The 19,369-nt window shown below is 34.3% G+C and carries 20 protein-coding genes and 1 pseudogene; 12 read left to right on the forward strand and 9 right to left on the reverse strand.

The window, feature by feature from the left end; genetic code table 11:
- Positions 1-212: 212 nt before the first annotated feature.
- Positions 213-788, reverse strand: a complete 576-nt coding sequence (locus AB0A59_RS03830; protein WP_458746628.1) for a flavin reductase family protein — start codon at positions 786-788, stop codon at positions 213-215.
- Between the two features lie 381 nt (positions 789-1,169).
- Between AB0A59_RS03830 and AB0A59_RS03835 the strand changes: the two genes are divergently transcribed.
- Positions 1,170-1,394, forward strand: coding sequence for a hypothetical protein (locus AB0A59_RS03835; protein ID WP_458746629.1), 225 nt, complete (start codon positions 1,170-1,172; stop codon positions 1,392-1,394).
- Between the two features lie 90 nt (positions 1,395-1,484).
- Here AB0A59_RS03835 and AB0A59_RS03840 read toward each other — a convergent pair whose 3' ends face one another.
- The gene (locus AB0A59_RS03840) at positions 1,485-2,069 is read right to left on the reverse strand and encodes a MarR family transcriptional regulator (protein ID WP_458746631.1); all 585 of its coding nucleotides are present in this window, start codon (positions 2,067-2,069) and stop codon (positions 1,485-1,487) included.
- A 676-nt stretch (positions 2,070-2,745) separates the two neighbouring features.
- On the reverse strand, positions 2,746-3,045 hold the full coding sequence (locus AB0A59_RS03845; RefSeq protein WP_458746633.1) for a hypothetical protein: 300 nt from the start codon (positions 3,043-3,045) through the stop codon (positions 2,746-2,748).
- 198 nt (positions 3,046-3,243) lie between these two features.
- Between AB0A59_RS03845 and AB0A59_RS03850 the strand changes: the two genes are divergently transcribed.
- Positions 3,244-3,963: a DsbA family protein gene (locus AB0A59_RS03850; protein ID WP_458746635.1), complete on the forward strand. Its 720-nt coding sequence runs from the start codon at positions 3,244-3,246 to the stop codon at positions 3,961-3,963.
- Positions 3,964-4,190: 227 nt separating this feature from the next.
- On the opposite strand, the gene AB0A59_RS03855 is transcribed toward AB0A59_RS03850, so the two are convergent.
- Positions 4,191-4,349, reverse strand: a complete 159-nt coding sequence (locus AB0A59_RS03855) for a hypothetical protein (protein WP_458746637.1) — start codon at positions 4,347-4,349, stop codon at positions 4,191-4,193.
- A gap of 666 nt (positions 4,350-5,015) precedes the next feature.
- Here AB0A59_RS03855 and AB0A59_RS03860 point away from each other — a divergent pair.
- The 4 genes and pseudogenes from AB0A59_RS03860 (at position 5,016) to AB0A59_RS03875 (ending at position 7,250) form a co-directional block, all read left to right on the forward strand.
- Complete coding sequence (locus AB0A59_RS03860; protein WP_458746638.1) at positions 5,016-5,858, forward strand: hypothetical protein; 843 nt, start codon at positions 5,016-5,018, stop codon at positions 5,856-5,858.
- Between the two features lie 97 nt (positions 5,859-5,955).
- Entirely contained in the window at positions 5,956-6,195 is a 240-nt protein-coding gene (locus AB0A59_RS03865; RefSeq protein ID WP_458746640.1) for a hypothetical protein, read from the forward strand.
- Positions 6,176-6,799, forward strand: coding sequence for a sensor histidine kinase (locus AB0A59_RS03870; RefSeq protein ID WP_458746642.1), 624 nt, complete (start codon positions 6,176-6,178; stop codon positions 6,797-6,799). Before AB0A59_RS03865 ends, AB0A59_RS03870 begins: the two co-directional genes overlap by 20 nt.
- A gap of 121 nt (positions 6,800-6,920) precedes the next feature.
- Positions 6,921-7,250: pseudogene (locus AB0A59_RS03875) on the forward strand (sensor histidine kinase).
- A gap of 276 nt (positions 7,251-7,526) precedes the next feature.
- Here the strand turns inward: AB0A59_RS03875 and AB0A59_RS03880 are convergent.
- Positions 7,527-8,081 carry a hypothetical protein gene (locus tag AB0A59_RS03880; RefSeq protein WP_458746643.1) on the reverse strand — a complete coding sequence of 185 codons (555 nt, stop codon included), beginning with the start codon at positions 8,079-8,081 and terminating at the stop codon, positions 7,527-7,529.
- A 219-nt stretch (positions 8,082-8,300) separates the two neighbouring features.
- Here AB0A59_RS03880 and AB0A59_RS03885 point away from each other — a divergent pair, with 219 nt between their 5' ends.
- Positions 8,301-9,242 (forward strand): metallophosphoesterase family protein, encoded by a 942-nt coding sequence (locus tag AB0A59_RS03885; protein ID WP_458746645.1) that lies wholly within the window; start codon positions 8,301-8,303, stop codon positions 9,240-9,242.
- 156 nt (positions 9,243-9,398) lie between these two features.
- On the opposite strand, the gene AB0A59_RS03890 is transcribed toward AB0A59_RS03885, so the two are convergent.
- The gene (locus AB0A59_RS03890) at positions 9,399-10,082 is read right to left on the reverse strand and encodes a methyltransferase (protein WP_458746646.1); all 684 of its coding nucleotides are present in this window, start codon (positions 10,080-10,082) and stop codon (positions 9,399-9,401) included.
- Positions 10,075-10,422: a methyltransferase family protein gene (locus tag AB0A59_RS03895; protein ID WP_458746647.1), complete on the reverse strand. Its 348-nt coding sequence runs from the start codon at positions 10,420-10,422 to the stop codon at positions 10,075-10,077. The genes AB0A59_RS03890 and AB0A59_RS03895 overlap by 8 nt, the downstream gene beginning before the upstream one ends.
- 612 nt (positions 10,423-11,034) lie before the next feature.
- Here AB0A59_RS03895 and AB0A59_RS03900 point away from each other — a divergent pair.
- From AB0A59_RS03900 to AB0A59_RS03915, 4 genes are all read left to right on the forward strand, one after another.
- Positions 11,035-11,592, forward strand: coding sequence for a hypothetical protein (locus tag AB0A59_RS03900; protein ID WP_458746649.1), 558 nt, complete (start codon positions 11,035-11,037; stop codon positions 11,590-11,592).
- A 294-nt stretch (positions 11,593-11,886) separates the two neighbouring features.
- Complete coding sequence (locus tag AB0A59_RS03905) at positions 11,887-13,386, forward strand: carboxypeptidase M32 (RefSeq protein WP_458746651.1); 1,500 nt, start codon at positions 11,887-11,889, stop codon at positions 13,384-13,386.
- Between the two features lie 158 nt (positions 13,387-13,544).
- Positions 13,545-15,296, forward strand: coding sequence for a hypothetical protein (locus AB0A59_RS03910; RefSeq protein ID WP_458746653.1), 1,752 nt, complete (start codon positions 13,545-13,547; stop codon positions 15,294-15,296).
- Positions 15,297-15,563: 267 nt separating this feature from the next.
- Positions 15,564-16,106 carry a hypothetical protein gene (locus tag AB0A59_RS03915; protein WP_458746655.1) on the forward strand — a complete coding sequence of 181 codons (543 nt, stop codon included), beginning with the start codon at positions 15,564-15,566 and terminating at the stop codon, positions 16,104-16,106.
- 352 nt (positions 16,107-16,458) lie between these two features.
- On the opposite strand, the gene AB0A59_RS03920 is transcribed toward AB0A59_RS03915, so the two are convergent.
- Positions 16,459-16,875, reverse strand: a complete 417-nt coding sequence (locus AB0A59_RS03920) for a response regulator (RefSeq protein WP_458746657.1) — start codon at positions 16,873-16,875, stop codon at positions 16,459-16,461.
- Between the two features lie 536 nt (positions 16,876-17,411).
- On the opposite strand from AB0A59_RS03920, the gene AB0A59_RS03925 reads away from it, so the two are divergent.
- The gene (locus AB0A59_RS03925; protein WP_458746659.1) at positions 17,412-18,467 is read left to right on the forward strand and encodes a hypothetical protein; all 1,056 of its coding nucleotides are present in this window, start codon (positions 17,412-17,414) and stop codon (positions 18,465-18,467) included.
- A 271-nt stretch (positions 18,468-18,738) separates the two neighbouring features.
- Here AB0A59_RS03925 and AB0A59_RS03930 read toward each other — a convergent pair whose 3' ends face one another.
- Positions 18,739-19,287 carry a hypothetical protein gene (locus AB0A59_RS03930; protein ID WP_458746661.1) on the reverse strand — a complete coding sequence of 183 codons (549 nt, stop codon included), beginning with the start codon at positions 19,285-19,287 and terminating at the stop codon, positions 18,739-18,741.
- Positions 19,288-19,369 lie beyond the last annotated feature (82 nt).

Consider the following 19,369-nt stretch of genomic DNA (forward strand, 5'->3'; position numbering starts at 1 on the left):
CAATAGCCTTATGAAGAGAGTGTAAAGACATCATTATAGGATTAGAATTTTTTTCGCTTGTCATATCATATATATACATTTCGTATCTATTAAGTATGTCATGATGCATATCGTTGACAGACTGCTCTAATCGTTACTATAAATCGAAATATAGAGATTTCATTTCGTTTTATAATGATAATACACAAATACTATGATTATTCTGCATTTCATCATTCTTGTTGGGAGGGTTTCCTATGTTTCTCTAAAATATCTTTTATACTTTGACGTTTATCTTCATTAGGCTTTGCTATGGGATGCAGGGACCAGTACATTCCGTTATTGTATATTAACGATTCTTTTTCAGTACTATGAATCGCTTCTATTACCTCTCCAATTAGCATTACATGATCCCCAAAAATGACCTCATTGAATAACTTACATTCAGCACTTAATGAAGCCCCTTTCACCATTAATACATTTATACTGTCTGCTTGATAGAATGGAAACCCCAAATCCTTTAAAGCATTAATTTTGTCATAGTCTCTTCCACTATATCCTCCAGCCACACTAGCAACGATTGTCTGATCAGTTGCACATAGGTTAATTCCAAATTCTTTTGACGCTCTGATATTTTCGACAGTGGCCTTTGTGGGTCCTAAAGAAACCGCTATAAGCCCTGGTCTGTAAGAAAGATGATGTGTCCATTCACATGCCAAAATATCGTGACCATGAGGACCATTTGATGTTATCAAGCCTATTGATGTAGCGAATTTATTTGAACGGGGATCACCCCAAGGTAAATCCATAACATGGAATTACAAAGTAGAGTTAATAAATCGTAATCAGCATCGGCTGTATCATACATCTAATACTAAACTTCTTTAGGTTGGTGTTTGAGAGGAAACATTTTTACAATGAAAAACCGGTCTTGACGACTGGAGCATATCACATTGCCACTACGTGGATTGATAATTTGAGTCAAATTTGTTTCATATACTACCGAGCAAACATAGTATATGGAACTTAATCCCAGTGAATAAGATACCCTTTTTTAGCAACAAGTTTATCTATAATAATGTTTTAGAATTAAAAATCAAAGGTTTCTAATAATCTGATTTGTAATAAATTCTTATGATTATTGAACATGCCAAAGAGTTTATCAGTAATATCGATATAGAATTGGAGAAATGAAAACATGTGAGATTTGTGGCGGTATAATGTCCTCTGGAACTACTAACACTGTATGTTCATCTTGTACTGGTATTAGAGAATCTACAACGGCTTTAAAAGACTCTCTTGCAGATCATATATGTGGTTGTATTAATACAGATAGAAAGAATTGCCCATTGTGCAAGAAACCTTGTCATCATGATACATCCTTAAACCCTAAGATATTGATTTCACCAATGTAATATGAAGATGCAGTAATCGACACACAATTTATCTTATTTTGTAAAAGAATATGGGCGACTTCAATTATCAATAAATGAGATTCAGGTTAGCTAAAAAGAATCAAATCCACCCATATCCATTCCACTATCAGCGCCCATATCGCTAAAACTACCTGTATCACCAGTATCAGACGCTGCTCCGGTATCTTCAGCTCCAGATCCTCCAGATTCACTAGCTTGGGCTTCACTTTGGGCGCTTTCGGCTGGGCTCATTGACATTCCCATAAAAGACATCATCGAACTAAACATTACCATATTCATTATTCCAGAAAATAGCATCATCGGCATCCACATTCTATTATCGTCCATATAGCTCTGCATTTGACCTTTATTGCCGGTTTCATAGAGTTGTTGAAGATGTTTAGATTTAATGACTAGTTCTTGCTTCTTTGATTCTAGTATTTTATCTCCTATTTCTGTGACATAAAGCTCAATCTTCTTATTGCCAAAAAAGCCTTTTTTTTCTACCATAGTGATAAGCTTTTGAGCATTCAAGTCATTGACTACTAATTCTATCTCATCTTTGGATAACTTTGTAACTTTTGATATGTTGTCTACCTTTTTTATACCTCTTGATATTGCAGCTAATATCATAAAATGATTTGGACTTTGACTAAAACCGTTATTTGAGGACATACTTCTTATATGAATACAAAATTATTTAAATCTTATTTGATTACCTAAGAGTTGGCAAAAAAAACTGAAATATTAAATCGTATGTTCAATTAGGATCTAATAAAACTGTATTAGAACTTATTTTTAAGATGGTTACCAGCACTATATTTTCGGAACTTAGGGGGGAGTCAGCCGAGTTCAAGAAAAGAACTTCAAAACTCATACATTTGGTAGAAAACGGAAACTCATCCCACCAATCCACGTTATATATGGGTCCATATAATAATTATTCGCTATATAATATGTCACAAAGCAATAGATTTCGTTTGTCGGCCAGATGCCAATAGGAGGCTAATTCTTGCCTGGTTAAACTTGAAACAACGATTAGAATATTCGATCTTATACTAAATGATCCTATAAGAGAGACATTAGGTCTTCCCATGGATCGAATTAAGACATATTGGAAGTTGGATAATTTTAGTTATAGACGATGCTTACATGTCTTTCACTGATCTGTAGTTGACAACTGGTGTTGCCATGGAGTATAATGTTACTATGTTTTAGTTATTGCGCAATATGGCTAACATGTTGCAACCAAAGTAACTGACTTTATAGTTCTCCTATTGCTCATAACATCATACACTACATGAATTCGTTAGAAATGAAATACATAACCTCTACTCCGCCCTCGCGTAGCTCAGCCTAGCGCCACATTTAATGCGGCGGGACAGTCCAATACCCTATTTATTATCGACTCCAAACCGATGGGAATATTTATTTCTTTGATTATTTTCTTGCTTCTACACTTGATTGACATGTATTCTTTTGCAAATTCCATGCTCATAGATTTAACACCAGAAAAATCTAATATAATCTCGTCATAAGGAATACCCAAAATCGTTTTCTCTAATTCTTTGGCAGTATTTGGCCTTAGTGTCAAAGTGGGAGAAAATATGTCTTTGATATATTCAACATAAAGAACTGACATTTTAATCATATTAGAACAAATTAGATGTTCAGATATAGCTATTTCTGTTGATTGTTATAAGTTCATTTCTAACTAAAAATGTTAAATTACAATTATAGAACATAACAAACAAGACTGGCTCAAACAAAAGATCAATATTCACTTTGAATTTTAATATAGCAAGAGAATGGAGTATATACAGGAAATGACAATAATAACTATTAGAGCATGGCATTTAATCTAAACTATCTCAGCGTTTATTCATCTTTTGTTTTTGCATTTTTTTTCTTATTCTTAGCATCAAATATCGTTTATACCGAATCAAATCCACATATAGTGAAGGATATTGCTTTTGCACAAACTCTAGATAACCTAACACTATCTACTTTAATTAATCAGGGATCACCATATTATGGAAATCTTAGCTCTCCATTAGTGCTTGTTGACTTTAGCGACTTTCAATGCCACCTATGCAAAAGATATGTAGACAATACAGAACAACAAATTAATTCCTCCTACATCCAAACAGATAAAGCAGTCTATGTATTTAAGCATCTTCCAAACAGAGGATTTGATTCTAAAAATGCTTCGCTAGCAGCACAATGTACAAATGACCAAGGAAAATTCTGGGAGTTTCACAAGATCTTGTATGCAAACCAAGGACCGATAGATTCTGGCTGGGTCAATACTGAAAACTTAAAGAAATTTGCTTCACAGTTATCAGGTATCAATATTACCAAGTTTAATTCATGCTTTGATACTAAAAAATATGGATCATTCATAGACAAAGATATTGCCTTGGCAAATTCTCTAGGCTTTACAGAAACTCCATCCTTTATAGCAATGACTAGTGAAGGTTCAATTATTGAAAAAATTCAGGGTCCAAAGCCTTTTCCAATATTTAAGTCAGTTATCGATAACTTGAAAAACAAGGCAATCAAGAATTAAATGTTAGGACTTTTCGCATTTAAAATAGCATACGGTTCAAATCCACCTTTATATATTGGGTTAACCATTCTAGTATTCACTTTATTTTGGATTTTTTTTAATGTCTTTGACGAACTGCTATATTTTTCTCCGATACTTTATTTTTATCTACCAAATGACGCTATAGCCGGGTTCATTTTATCTACTGCCAGTGCATTGCTTCTGGGAGTTGTTGTTTCGATGAACATTTACCTATTGAGAAATTCAAGTATAAAATTAGATAAATCGTTAATTTCAAGTTCATTTTTGACAATATTATCTAGCGCTTGCGCCAGCTGTTCTTCAATCGGATTTGTACTAATTTCTACTTTTGGCAGTGCAGGTATAATTGCTACCGCCTTTCTCACGAATTATCAAATTCCACTAAGATTGGTTTCAATAGGCATTTTGATTTTAGCTCTGTATACTGTTTGTCGCAGAACAACAAACAATTGTACATTAAATAATAAGTAACATGAATATTCAAGCTAAAGTGATACCAAAAATGAATAAAAGGTGGTTTACTCGTATGTTAGCAGCATAGCTTCTCTCTGATGACATTTGTTTGTTACCCAACTGTATTTGTTTATTATCTCACAATACTCGTTATTATTCTCCTGGAGTCGGAGAGAAACTGTAATGGCAAGTGATGCCGAATTGCTTGAACTTATACGACCTGTGACTATAAATAAGAAATGATGACTTGGATTGCAACTATTAGGCCCTGAACCTGGAGATGGATTAACGCTTTTGTTTAAAATGATGATGGATTTGAAATCAACAAATAGTATCAACGATTTCTTTTAAAGAGCGCAAAGGTATTTGAGTAAATAAAAATAGAACTGAAAGTTTAGCGCATCTTTTCTTTGTAGAATCAAAAATTGCATTCTAAAATATATAAGAAATGGTTGCAGCTATTTAGATATATCAACAGAGTACAAAGTATACTTAAATAAACAGAGTCAACCTTTAACATAGTCATTCTTAAATAGTATTTGCTGTATTCTTAATTGAATAATTGGAGGGCCAGTTTATTGTCTGTTCCAAAACCTAACGGCGAAGAATTTTCCTCTGCAAAAAACATCGATGCTCATTTTTCTGTCGATAACGATTCTGAGGATAAGTCTACTACCATAATAAAAAATAGAAGAAAGGCGCTTCAGGAGGCCTTTAGAAAATCTCTTACTTCTATAAATGACTATTATTGTATTACAGGAGAAGAAATGGCTAAAAGTTACAAACCTTTTATTCCTTTACTAAAAGAAAGGATAGCCCAGCGTCATGGCAGCACAAAAATTCTAACAGATATTGAACCTGGAGTAATTTATGCGGCAAAGGAATTTTCCGATGCAGGAGTAGAAATTAGACATATAGATAGTTCGGGCTTGAGACGCTGCGTTATTTATGACAATGAAGCAGCATATTTCTCAATTATAGAGCCATTGATCACTCGAGAGGCGACAAATTCAGTCAACCAAACCGAAGGAGAGGACTTGTGGATTGCTTCAAATGAGTCATCAGTTATATATTCTGCTAAAAAGCGCTTCCTTTCAGACTGGGATCGGGCTTTACCCCTAGACAAGAGAATAAAATATTTGGAAAAAGGTATAGAGCCAATAACAACAAAAGTGTTAGAAAAACCTGATGAAATTCTAAATCAAATCAGAAAGTTCAATACCTCGTCTAACCAAATTTACGCCTTTTCCACCATAGAAGGCCTAATAATGATTCGAAAAAACTTTCCAGAATTTCATAGTAAAATCCTACAGAAATACGAAAAAGGAGAACACTTGGGAGTCAAGTGGATAACTACCATTAATACAAAGGCAGATACGGAAGAGGTTAGATTTTTTTTGGAATCAGAGTTTCCAAATTAGACATGTAAAGGATTCTTTATTTACTAATTTCGGTTTAAGCGACAAAATACTACTTTCATCAGTTGATAGAATTGATTCAGCAAACATGATTAAAAGTATGCTCACAAGCAATGATCCTCTCTATCTTGAACATTACAAAAACATCTTTGAAAAAATGTGGATGATGGGTATAGATGCTGAAGAAAGAATACAAGATGTAATAAGTGGAAATTATGTTAATATCCAGGTAATACCGGATGCAATTGAATCCTTAAAATTAACTAGCAAATTATTTTCATCGATACAAAGAGAGGTATTGATAATTCTTTCATCTAACAATGGACTGCTTCGGTACTGAAGCATCGGGAGGTTTTAGGGTTCTCAACGAATTGGCATCAAAGGGAATAGATGTAAGAATTCTTAGTTCAATGGATTATAAAAATCAAGCTACTTATGACAGAATACAATCATCATATGGTAACATAAAGTTTAGAAGACTTGATACGATTATAAAAGCCGTTAATAGAATCAACATTTTAGACAGAGAAAAAACATTAGTATGGGAAATAAAAGATGATTCAAGTCTTAACTTTATAGATGCATTAGGAATTGCAATATTTATTGAAAGCAAATCTACCGCCATGTCTTATGCATTCATATTTGACAGTCTTTGGAATCAAACTAACCTGTACGAACAATTACAAATGGCCTATGAAAATCTAAAACTACACGAAAGAATGCAAAAGGATTTCATTGATTCAGTTGCACATGAATTAAGAACTCCCATTACACCCATTATCGGTCTTACAGAACACATAAAAGACAATTTGAAAAATGAAGAACAGGTACGGTTACTTGACATTGTAATAGACAACGGCAATAAATTACATGCGTTAAGTGAAAATATTCTAGACATAACTCGAATGGAGGGCAATATGATTAGCCTGAAGAAAGAACTCTGACATTAACCAACTATTAGTTAAAGTAGTAAAGAATTTTGAGTTATCCATTAGAAAAGACAAGGAAATATCTATCCAATATGACAACTTCAAGAAATATTTTATATATGCTGACAAGCACAGAATTGCTCAAGTTATTTCAAATCTGTTAGATAACTCTATTAAATTCATTTTGGACAAGAAAGGAGGATTGATATCAATAACAGTGGAACAAATGAAAGAAGAGGGAAAGAAGATAATTGTTGTTTGTGTAAAAGATAATGGCGAAGGTATACATCCAGAAATCTTTCCAAGACTTTTTAACAAATTTGCAACAAAGTCTTCTTAAGGTACAGGACTAGGACTATTTATCTGCAAAAACATTATAAAAATGCATGGTGGAAAGATTTGGGCTCAAAACAACAAGGAGGCCAATGGCGCCAGTTTTTTATTCAGCATACCATCAGACAGATAACTGATTACATGTAATTATAAATTTGTTAAACTATTCTTTTTGATTTCATAATTTCTAAAAAACAAAGAAAATAGGACCAAGAACCAGTGTGGATATCCTAATGATTTGCACCGAGCCCACATAATATACGGAACTTAATCTCACCGAGGCTATTATCGAAGGATCCTGATTTTAGAATACTCTATATCCGTATTAAAATCGTATTAAATTTTATTTTTTTTGGAATCATTCTCATCTTATACATTACGTGCTATTAAATTCTGTAAGAAACCACTATTATTTCTTTTGAAGCAGGTAACCTTTAAGAATTAAGAGTGTTGCCATAAATCCTAATATTACTCCAAATAGGATGTGTGCAATAAATCCAAATCCGTATATAGGAATAAGATTTTGTTCAATCGTTCTCTGATCTTTTGAGCTACTCTGGGCGGGACTGGATTGGTTCATGATGTCAACTAGATTTGGATAGACCATACTCATTGTAGTTGGAATATACAACACTATGAAAATAATAATTGAATAAACAATTCCTTCCATAATTCCTCTTTTAAGATTAATAATTCTGAATTTCTTTATCGTACTTACTATTACTGTAAATATTGCACCGGCGATGGCTCCAGTGAGTAAATGCATTCCAATACCCAATGTCAAATTAAGGTAATAGTCGTCATTGACATTACTTATTGCCATTCCTCTGGCTATGGATAAGTCATCTAAAGGAATTCCCATCATGCTAGTAGTAAGAAAAAGGAAAGGATACATGACGATGCTTGCAATGAGTCCTCCTAACGCTCCAAGCGATAGGGTTTTAACTATTCTTTGATATATCACAGAAATACCAACTCATTCTAAAATATACATAAAGGTATATGATGTAGATACAAACTAAAGTCAGGATAAACTGGTAGTAGAAAATTCGTTCTCGTCCCACCGAATCCGCATTAAATTTACATATATTATGTTACAAAAATTGTAATGCTGGTCTCATATTCAAATCTAAATTCTATTTTTATCTTAAATCATAAATGAAGGGGAGAATAAAGAATTTTTGTGAATTATCTCAAACTCTTACTCTCATTAACCATTGGAGCATCTTTTATCTTTATTCTGTTTCCATCTAGTATAATTGATGTATTTGGACAACAAGACATACCATTTAATGTCGCTGCAGTTGGAGATCTCGGTTGTAATGATAATGGAAAACAAACAATTTCATCAATAGCAAATATCCAACCCAATTTAGTTATTTTCTTAGGTGACTTGTCTTACGATACAAGTTTAGCTTGCTTTTTTGATCAAACAAAGGTTTTAGGAGAGAATGGAACTAGTCATACATTACTAACAATTGGTAATCATGATATAGGCAGTGGTGATGGTAATGAGGAAACAAAAAAACAACTTATGCAACATTATAGCATACCCGAAGAGGGATATTACAGCAGAACATTTGATCACAACGGCAGTAAAATTCTTGTTGTAGCAATGAATTTCACTGGATTAGAAGAAAATAACCAAAACAGCAATAGCGAGAAAAACAATTTAGAAAATGAACAATTTAACTTTGTTAAAAATGAATTAGAAAATTCGGATGCGGTATATAAGATTGTGATAAGTCATGCTCCCTTTGTTTCATCAGATTGCAATTCCATTTTAAAATTTCTTAGACTGATATCCTGTCACAGCACCTTAGAACAATGGAACAATAGCCTATTTGTCAAATATCACGATCTTTTTAAGAATACTGAAGTAGATATGGTGCTTTCCGGCCATAATCATAATTATCAGAGAGAAGAAAAAGATGGCATAAATTATGTTATCAGTGGACTTGGAGGTAGAAGCCAATATAAAATAATGGAGGAAAATGATACTCATTTTTATGATGTTTATGGCTTTTTGCAACTACAATTTTATCCTAAAGTTATTGAAGGCAAATTTATTCCAAATGATGATGGATATACAGAAAGAGACCGATTTAACGTAAAAGTGTCTTAGCAATCAAGTTAGCCATGAAATATTTATGAAAAGTTCTAGTGGTCAATGTACGAGTGCAAATGCAAATTACAAATACCATCCAGATTTACTAGTTCATGTCTCACAAAATATTAGTAAGAAAAAAAGTAACAAAACTTGATTAATTAAATGACTTAATTATATTGTTTTAGTGCATTCAATAACGCCAATCATGTTAGAATTGGGGTAATGAGTTTGGATATGTCGCCATCCGGATTGGCTTAAAATTGATTTATACTCTTCAATCGTTCTTTCTCTTCCAGTGGTAGCGCACATCATATGTATATCAAATAATTTAGAAAAATGTGGTGTCGCTGGGTCTGGTACTATGTGTTCAACAATGAATACCTTGGATTTGACAGGTGCAGTTTTGTGAATATTTGAAAGTATTTTTATGCATTCGTCATCATTCCAATCATGAAGAATCATTTTCATTATATATAGATCTGCAGAGGGGACTTGTTCAAACATATTCCCTATGATATATTTACAGCGATCCTGTAATCCCATTTTAGTAGGCCATGATGAATCTTGATTGTTGACCACATGCTCCAATTCTAAAATCATTCCATTGAGATGATTATATTTTGATAGCAAATGACTTAAAAGATGTCCTTGACCACCACCAATTTCACAAACATGAGAGACATTAGTAAAGTCATATCCATTCAACGCTTCTAATACCATGGCAGTATGCATTGCTGAATAACTGCTCATTGCATCATTGAAAACTTTAGAATAATCTGAATTTTGGCCCGCATATTCAAAAATGCTTTTGCCATATTCTGAAATAAATGCATTTTGTTGTCCATCTTTAATCATTCTTGACAAATGCTTCCATATTTGATAATGCTCTGGCCCTTCCTCTAGAAGCAAAACTCCTTGAAGAGTTTGAGGATGATTCTTTTCTTAGCAGTTCTCCTAAAGCCGTTATCGAGAATCTGCGGCCGTCCTCCTCTTCTTTTAAAAAACCTAAAGATGCTATTGATCTAAGAAGACGATATGCCATTGTCTCATTCAGATTCAAATCCCGTGCAATTTGACTTAATTCTTTGGGACTTGCTGTTAGGTAATCAAATACTCCTATCTTGGCACCAGTATACAGTATTTGACCTTTCCATCTACCAAATATGATATCCATAGTTTTATCAAATTCAGACATATGCTTATTCTATCAGACTTTTTATTATATGTTAATCAAAAATGATAAATTTCACCTAAATGTGTGTTGATAGCCCAAGTCATTTTTTCATTTCTTTAACATGTATGCAGATAAAATGGTTTCTGATTCTGATGCATAACTGGTCATTCTATTTTTTTATCTTGATGTTCTAAAATGAATGAAATAAATAATTAAACTCCATGTGGATATACACATGGTTTATGTCAAACTAGATATCTATTTTAGTAATAAGTAAAGGAGTAATTACTGCCATACTATCTGATTCTGATGAAATCCTTTGCACACCATCTGGCATTAAATATAATTACAATAATTCCAGTATAATTGCGCAGACGCATGAAGATATACTTTGAAAGATATTCTTAATTATGTCAATCGACATTGTAACATTCAAAGACTTTGATTTTATATTCCAAAAATGTTAATTATAAATTAATCAAGCAGGTAAAATCAGTTTGAGTTTAGAAGGCGACAATGTTTGAATTTTTTTTGATTATATATTGATAACTTTGCTACCTTTAATTCCGAATATTATAACGCAGTTGATAGCCTAAAACTTATAAATTTGTTATAGAGATATTATCACCGAGTTTGAATAAGGGAATAGATTCAATTCTGATCTTTGGTTCTGCTCTGTTAGTTTTTTCTATCTTTTCTTTACCGTATTTTCACGCTAATGCTCAACACCATGGAGCTCCACCTCCTCTAGCCACAATTGGAGACAGAAATATAATAATGAATTTTACCACAGAACCTAAAGATTTGATTGCTGGTAAGGCTGCCCAAATCGATATGCATTTGACCAATAAAAATTCTGGAGAAAAGATCCAGCATGTTACGTACAGGGTAACAGTGAGCAAAGAAGATCAAACCAAAATGTCTGAATTTTTTCATTCACATCTTGGAGAATTAACAATTTTGACTAAAAATGCACCATCCTCACAAATTGGGGTAGGTGGAACATTTGATTTACTGACTAATGCTTTTGTTCCAGATCCTTCTGGTAAAATAACTGTTAATGGTCCATTATTTTCAGAGGCAGGTGCGTATGAAATAGATATTGAAATAACAACAATGGACAATGACATAACAGATTTGCAAGTTCCACTGCAGTATCAATTTTTAGTAAATAGTAGTGCAACAAATTAGTACTAGCATTAAAATAATATGCGTTCAACTAAAGTGATATAACAAGTCTAGTTAGATTAGTTTTAGATAACAACGATAGCTTTAATGATGTGGTATTGAATGATGAAAACAGAACCAGATACCGATTGCGGTAACTGTAGACTCTGTTGAATCGAAAACCTGACAATTGATATAATATTGATCTTATCCACATTAGGTTCTCTTACTTCACCTTCCATTTTAGTCTCAAGATGCAGTCATCTCTAGCAAGGATTAATTGACCGATGTGATTGAGTTCTTGAGAGATACGACAAAATGAGATGCGAGAACCCTGTCATGAATCAAATTGTCGAAGCTTATAAGCCCATTTGGTCGCTCAAACATGCTATCTCTCTGATGGGATGGGACTTTGAGACTTATATGCCTAAAGACGGAACGGAAGAAAGGGGAATGGCTGATTCTCAGCTTCACATGCTGCACAAGGATCTTCTGCTAAAGAAAGATTTTATTGCTCTTATTGAGTCGGCTAAGAAACAGGGAAGCCTTGATGACTTTGAAAAGGGTATTATACGAGTACTCGACAGGGAGATAACGAAACAGGTCAAGATACCCAAAGAGTTGACTGAAGCAGAATCTCTGGTAAGAATTAGAGGAAACATGGCATGGAGGGAAGCGAGGGCAAAATCTGATTTCAAAAAGTATGAACCTCACTTGGAGAAAATGATAGAAATAAAGAAGCAAATCGCTGCGAAGTGGGGATATCAAAAGCATCCATATAATGCGCTGTTAGATACATTCGAAGAGCAACTTACTGTAGATGACTTGGATAAGGTATTTAGTGTATTAACTCCTCGTATTCAGAAGATTCTAAAAAAACTCGTAGATTCAAGCAGCCCGTTCTGCAAAGAAAACAAACTTGAAAAATCAAAGTATGATGCCAACAAAGTGGATGAGCTCAATCATGATATTTTGACTCTTCTTCAATACGACATGAAACGCTTCAGAATGGATATATCCACTCATCCTTTCACCGAGACTATGGGCCTTAACGACATCAGAATAACTACTCGCTATGAAGGCACTGATTTCAAAAAGTCAATATTTAGTACTATTCATGAAGCTGGTCATGCCTTGTATAATCTACAATGCGATCAGTCATTGTCTTTTACTCCTATTGAAGGCGGATCTTCACTTGCACTCCACGAATCTCAGTCAAGGTTTTGGGAGAACATTCTGTGCAGAAGTTTACCTTTTGTTCAATTGATAGGTCCTTTGATTAGAAAACAAGTAAATTTCGCAAACCAAACTACAGATGACGAATTGTACCTTTATTTCAATAATGTCAAGGCCGATTATATACGAGTTGACGCTGATGAAGTTACTTACAATTTACACATCGCAATAAGATATGAGATAGAGAAAAAAATATTTGGAGATAAGCTTAGTGTCTCTGAGATTCCTGAGTTTTGGAATGATAGAATGGAACAGCTGCTTGGAGTGAGACCAACTAAGGATTCAGAGGGAGTGCTGCAAGATACACATTGGAGTAGCGGCCTCTTTGGCTACTTCCCGACTTACACTCTGGGAAACTTGATTTCAGCGATCATTGCTTCAAAGATGCACAAAGATCTAGAGAACTATGAAGAAGACATCAAGAGAGGTAATTTTGATCCTATTAGAGAATGGTTGAGAGTAAAAATACACCAATATGGTTCTGCTTATGCCCCGAAGATACTACTTGATAATAGTCTAAATGAAGGCTATAATCCGGATTACTTTGTTACCTATCTTGAAACTAAATATCTTAGTTCCTAAACCTTACTCTTTTTGATTGGAGTTATATACTAATTCTATCTATAAGGACGATTTTAGGAATAAGTCTGAAATATAACAAAAGAAAATACATACAATTACTAATTGAATTAATAATTATATACATGGCTTTATATAGCCATACTCGTAATAAGTGCTGAATGAGTATCATTATTAATTTAAATACTATATCTATAGTTATAGTTACAATATCATTCATTTTACTTTTAGGTCCCACATCAATGACCATGAATGTATTTGCTACAACCAATACAGCTAATCAGGGCATAGGCCAATCACAATCTACACTTCAACTCGGTGTTTGTGTATCGGGAAACGGTACACTTTTTTCGTGTAACAATACAAATAACCAAAATCAAGCAAATAGCGGAAACAACGCAGCAGCTCAAAGTGGTGGTAGCGGTAGCGGTAGCGGTAGCGGTAACTCTGCAACCCAAGGAATAGGCCAATCACAAACCTCCAACCAAAACAGTGGCGTATCATCTGGTGGCAATACTACCAATTCTGGAAACAACGCAAACAACCAAAGCCAAACTAACACTGGAAACAACGCAGCAGCTCAAAGTGGTGGTAGCGGTAGCGGTAGCGGTAACTCTGCAACCCAAGGAATAGGCCAATCACAAACCTCCAACCAAAACAGTGGCGTATCATCTGGTGGCAATACTACCAATTCTGGAAACAACGCAAACAACCAAAGCCAAACTAACACTGGAAACAACGCAGCAGCTCAAAGTGGTGGTAGCGGTAGCGGTAGCGGTAACTCTGCAACCCAAGGCATAGGCCAATCACAAACCTCCAACCAAAACAGTGGCGTATCATCTGGTGGCAATACTACCAATTCTGGAAACAACGCAAACAACCAAAGCCAAACTAACACTGGAAACAACGCAGCAGCTCAAAGTGGTGGTAGCGGTAGCGGTAGCGGTAACTCTGCAACCCAAGGCATAGGCCAATCACAAACCTCTAACCAAAACGCACAATGTGTAGCAGGCGGAAACGTAGCCGATTCATGTAATAACACCAGTACTCAAAACCAAAATAATACTGGTAGTAATGCCGTAGGACAACAAGGCGGTAGCGGTAGCGGTAGCGGTAATTCTGCAACCCAAGGCATAGGCCAATCACAAACCTCTAACCAAAACGCACAATGTGTAGCAGGCGGCTCTTTAAGCAATTCATGTAGCAACACCAGTACCCAAAATCAAGCAAATAGCGGAAACAACGCAGCAGCTCAAAGTGGTGGTAGCGGTAGCGGTAACTCTGCAACCCAAGGCATAGGCCAATCACAAACCTCTAACCAAAACGCACAATGTGTAGCAGGCGGAAACGTAGCCGATTCATGTAATAACACCAGTACTCAAAACCAAAATAATACTGGTAGTAATGCCGTAGGACAACAAGGCGGTAGCGGTAGCGGTAGCGGTAGCGGTAATTCTGCAACCCAAGGCATAGGCCAATCACAAACCTCTAACCAAAACGCACAATGTGTAGCAGGCGGCTCTTTAAGCAATTCATGTAGCAACACCAGTACCCAAAATCAAGCAAATAGCGGAAACAACGCAGCAGCTCAAAGTGGTGGTAGCGGTAGCGGTAACTCTGCAACCCAAGGCATAGGCCAATCACAAACCTCTAACCAAAACGCACAATGTGTTTCTGGTAAAGACGCTATAGTATCTTGTGATAATGAAAACTTCCAAAACCAAGTAAATAGTGGAAGTAACGCATTAACACAACAAGGAGGTAGCGGTGACAGCAATGATAGCGGTGACAGCAATGATAGCGGTGACAGCAATGATAGCGGTGACAGCAATGATAGCGGTGACAGCAATGATAGCGGTGACAGCAATGATAGCGGTGACAGCAATGATAGCGGTGGAAATTCATCGGACTAAGACATACTTCAACCACAAACCTCCAACCAAAACAGTGGCGTATCATCTGGTGGCAATACTACCAATTCTATAAATATTTTATGATTAAATCTCATAAACACATGTGGATATCCTCATGATTTTCACTGATTTCGATATCTAGTTTAGTATCTATGTACTATACAATTAAAGAGTTTATTCGTATTGTTCGGTATTTTAAAAAGAAAACACCTCGATTATGATAAGGTCAAGAAGCAATTTAATATATCAGTATTCATTGTTATTGATATGCAATCTATAATATTGTTTATTATGATACTATTTAGTGTAAGTATATTATTACAAGTTGACAAAGAGGTATTCAGTCAACAATATCAAAATGAAAATGAAACTGCAGATCACGACTTCGATATTTTATCCACAAACTCTCTGAACTTATCTGCTCCAATATATCAGGCATATTCGGGAGTTTTTTTAGGAACTAAAAATTTATCATCCGGCCCGCCTATAATAAGCGAAGATTATGCTATCGAAAAAGCAGTTATGAAAAACGTGGGTAATGTAACCAATAATATGACCTTTGTGAATACTCACGTATCAGATGGTACAATCAAGAGCACATCCAAAGGAGTGATTACATCTGAAAACGGACAGAACATTAGTTGGATTGCGTCAGATATTGGAATGATTAATGACCATGGCGAATTGTTTCATGGAATTGTCCAATTTAATATAACAAATAGTTCAAGTTTCTCATTTCTGAATAATGCTACAGGTATAGACAAACAGACGCCGGAAATTAAAAGGACGATTTGGTTAATTGAGAAGTAGATATATACTGGTATGGATGGGTAAATACCAGGATATATGAATTAGTTGACAAGGCCATTAGAAATAAAGTGATACCTATGAGATAGACATAATTATAACCCAAAGCTGCGACTGAAAAAAAATAGTCAGAAATAGTTGAGATATTACATGATAGATGAACCACTGTTAGATTAGTTGATAAATTAGTCAAAAGTAATTTAACAAAAGAATTTGTCATAGTATATCATAATCAACTTTTAAAGACAGATTGGACTGTGTTGAGTTGTGGTACGATTGTAATTCTACTTTATGATCTAAAGTATTTGTCAACAATAAAACAGGTATTTCATGTATGGATTTCGCTGACTTTTTATTATCTTTCCAAAAGTGTGTTAACGGTACTAATTAATTTAATTAATGAAAATGGTTTATGCATGACCTCGTCAATTCTTACACCGTTGTTCAATTTATCTGATATCTCTAATTCAGAAATATCATAAGCAGATATCAAAACTGTCTTGATTAATGGATCAATGCACTTGATTTCATTTACCAATTGATAGCCATTAACTTTGGGCATACGGATATCTACAAGGATTATCCGATATTTTTTAGGATGCTCTTTTAATTCATCTAAAGCTACTGAAGAATCAACAAATGTAACTACTTTGAGTCCCTGTAACTCTAATGCTTTTTTATATACATAAAGCAAATCTTTTTCATCGTCAATAATCGCTATGCTACGATCATCTGCTCGATTAGATGATGTTCTAGGAGTATGGGGGGGCAATACATATTATATACAATTCGAACTATTAATGTTTTTGCAATGAAATGACAATCTACAACAATTTTCTTACTTTCTATTGACAATCAAGATATATAATTCAACTGGCTATGCGGATCATAACGATAATGAATAAGACAAACGATACTGCTATGGCCTTTTTTACCGATGTTAATAATAAACCATTTAACTGTTTTATGTGATAAAAAACACAAAAACAAATAATGCGAATTCCATACTCTAAAGTAACCATATTTAAGTATGATTTTTCTTAGAGAATGTGTATCTGTCTTTTATGCGATTTCCTTTGAAGCCAGATAAATCCCTATTTATATGTGTAATAATTTGCAATATATAGAAACTAAATTACACAATTTGCAATCTATGAAAAAATCCTTTTTATTACTTGGTTCTTGTAATTTTACTATTGTCATATATATATATTAATTTTCTTTATTTCTTCCATTTACTTTCCCACGATTTTTGCTGTATCACCTGCTTTTGAACCCCCCGCCTTCAGTGACCAGAGTAATGATTGGGTGCAAACTTTTGGTAACGAAAGCATTAGTCTAAAATCCGATCATGGAGATCTATTGGAAGTAAATTATCTTAGTGATGGAAAAACTTTGGAGGCCACACTTTGGTTAGGCTCAGATTCGGAAAATGCTTCCATCTATGATCAACCATTTAAAAAGATTAGTTATGGTATTCTTATTAAAATCGCTAGTTATAATATAAACACTGGATTTAGTGGGGCAGATTACAATTATTATATTGAATCGGTTAACGGAAAACGGAATGAATATCTTTATCAACCTTCCTCAACTGGCAGTCAAGTGCTTTTATATTCCAAAACAAATTATACTGAATTCTTTGGTGGTCCTACTATAGGACCAGGATATGTTAAACTTAACTTAAATTTAAGTTCGACTGATAATCCCAGAGAATACGGAATATTATTCTACGCTACAGATTCTTTCAAAACAAATGAAGTTAGTGATTTTACAGATTGGGTCGGCATTCCTCCATCTGCTATGACAATGGTAACATCTCCAAAGGATATAGTGGTAAGCCAAGGAATACAACAACTAGTTCCTGCCAATATCTTTTCAACCTTTTCTAATAATGTTACTGATATCAGCTTTAATAAAGGCAGCAATGATGGCGGCTCAGAATTCAAATCTAGCGGCCTACATGTATCTATCGAAAGAATTCAACCTCCATTATTTAAGATAGATGTATCTACTCAAACACCTATAGGGTTCTATACTGTTCCCTTCACTGCTTCGATATTTTTAGAAACAATTATCGAATCTATGGAACCTGCATCTAGTCATAATCAGAGTGGATTTATAAATTCCAAGCTTCAAGATTCCCAAAAATATCCCACATTTGGCTATGTAACTAATCCATCGATGAATCTGACAGTTACCGTGACACCACCGCTTAGTTTTGATGAACAGTTCAAGGAATTTTGGAGCATATATGGCCAACCAATCAGTATTATTGCAGGAGGATTTGCAGGAGGCTTTGCCTCATTAGTATTTGCAAAAATTAGAAAAACTGATAAGCAGTCCGAAGACACTAAAAGGTAAACTGAGTTGTATAATAAAAACTGTAAATTATTAATACTAATTCTTTAGATATATTGTCCCCTTTTTTCTACAATGCTTAATACATTTTACCTAGCTGATCAATTATTTTGTCCTAACGTACATGACTGTTAGGTACGGTGTTGTTGGTGGATGGTGAATTGTCGATTTCCCCGATTATTTTGTTCCTTTATCAAGGTATCATTATAGTCTTTATTTTTTATAGACTAGAGTATTAATTTTTGATTGCCTGTCTAGACTTTTCCATCAATAATTAATGCATCAAGTGTTCTGAACCTTGATATTCCATAAAATCTCTAATTGCATTGATTACTTCTTTCTCGTTTGTAATCATTGATAAAATGGAGCCATTGCTAATTTGTCTGATATCATATTCGATTAAATCTTTTTTTTCAATCATTGTATTTGTTCCAGGTACTTGCTCAGCATGAATGAAAAAAGGCTTTGTAAAATTACCATTTGAAAAGTCATTTTGAATATCGATGATATGTTCTCTAATCAGATTTAGTGTGTTTAGATCACTCGCATTTATAGGCCTTATGATAATCTCGCCGCCAGTTTCTGTTGGTATAAATTTATGAGTTATTTTCTCTTGCTCAAAGCCCATTGCAATATTACCTCGTTGAAGCATTGCTTCGGTTTGATTATTTATGGTAGTAGTGGGTTGGTGAGCATAGGTGGTGTTAATATCATCATCATATCTTGAAGCTTCGATAGTCTGAGATGGGTATACAAATTCAATAAATGAAAGGCTGGCTAGACTTGCTGAAAGTACTAAACTTACAAATATTAGATTATACATTAATTTATGTCGTATTGACATTAAATTGAGATTATAAAATTTTTGGTGTATTCGTAGAATATATCAATATGACTTGAGTAAT

The organism is Candidatus Nitrosocosmicus sp. T (genome assembly GCF_054408485.1).

Excerpts from the sequence above, each read along its gene's own strand:
- AB0A59_RS03870 (WP_458746642.1), top strand. The coding sequence starts at position 6,176 with ATGGACTGCTTCGGTACTGAAGCATCGGGAGGTTTTAGGGTTCTCAAC.
- AB0A59_RS03830 (WP_458746628.1), bottom strand. The coding sequence starts at position 788 with ATGGATTTACCTTGGGGTGATCCCCGTTCAAATAAATTCGCTACATCA.
- AB0A59_RS03850 (WP_458746635.1), top strand. The coding sequence starts at position 3,244 with ATGGCATTTAATCTAAACTATCTCAGCGTTTATTCATCTTTTGTTTTT.
- AB0A59_RS03840 (WP_458746631.1), bottom strand. The coding sequence starts at position 2,069 with ATGTCCTCAAATAACGGTTTTAGTCAAAGTCCAAATCATTTTATGATA.
- AB0A59_RS03910 (WP_458746653.1), top strand. The coding sequence starts at position 13,545 with ATGAGTATCATTATTAATTTAAATACTATATCTATAGTTATAGTTACA.
- AB0A59_RS03835 (WP_458746629.1), top strand. The coding sequence starts at position 1,170 with ATGAAAACATGTGAGATTTGTGGCGGTATAATGTCCTCTGGAACTACT.
- AB0A59_RS03845 (WP_458746633.1), bottom strand. The coding sequence starts at position 3,045 with ATGATTAAAATGTCAGTTCTTTATGTTGAATATATCAAAGACATATTT.
- AB0A59_RS03915 (WP_458746655.1), top strand. The coding sequence starts at position 15,564 with ATGCAATCTATAATATTGTTTATTATGATACTATTTAGTGTAAGTATA.
- AB0A59_RS03890 (WP_458746646.1), bottom strand. The coding sequence starts at position 10,082 with ATGATTAAAGATGGACAACAAAATGCATTTATTTCAGAATATGGCAAA.
- AB0A59_RS03895 (WP_458746647.1), bottom strand. The coding sequence starts at position 10,422 with ATGTCTGAATTTGATAAAACTATGGATATCATATTTGGTAGATGGAAA.
- AB0A59_RS03905 (WP_458746651.1), top strand. The coding sequence starts at position 11,887 with ATGAGATGCGAGAACCCTGTCATGAATCAAATTGTCGAAGCTTATAAG.
- AB0A59_RS03865 (WP_458746640.1), top strand. The coding sequence starts at position 5,956 with ATGCTCACAAGCAATGATCCTCTCTATCTTGAACATTACAAAAACATC.
- AB0A59_RS03930 (WP_458746661.1), bottom strand. The coding sequence starts at position 19,287 with ATGTATAATCTAATATTTGTAAGTTTAGTACTTTCAGCAAGTCTAGCC.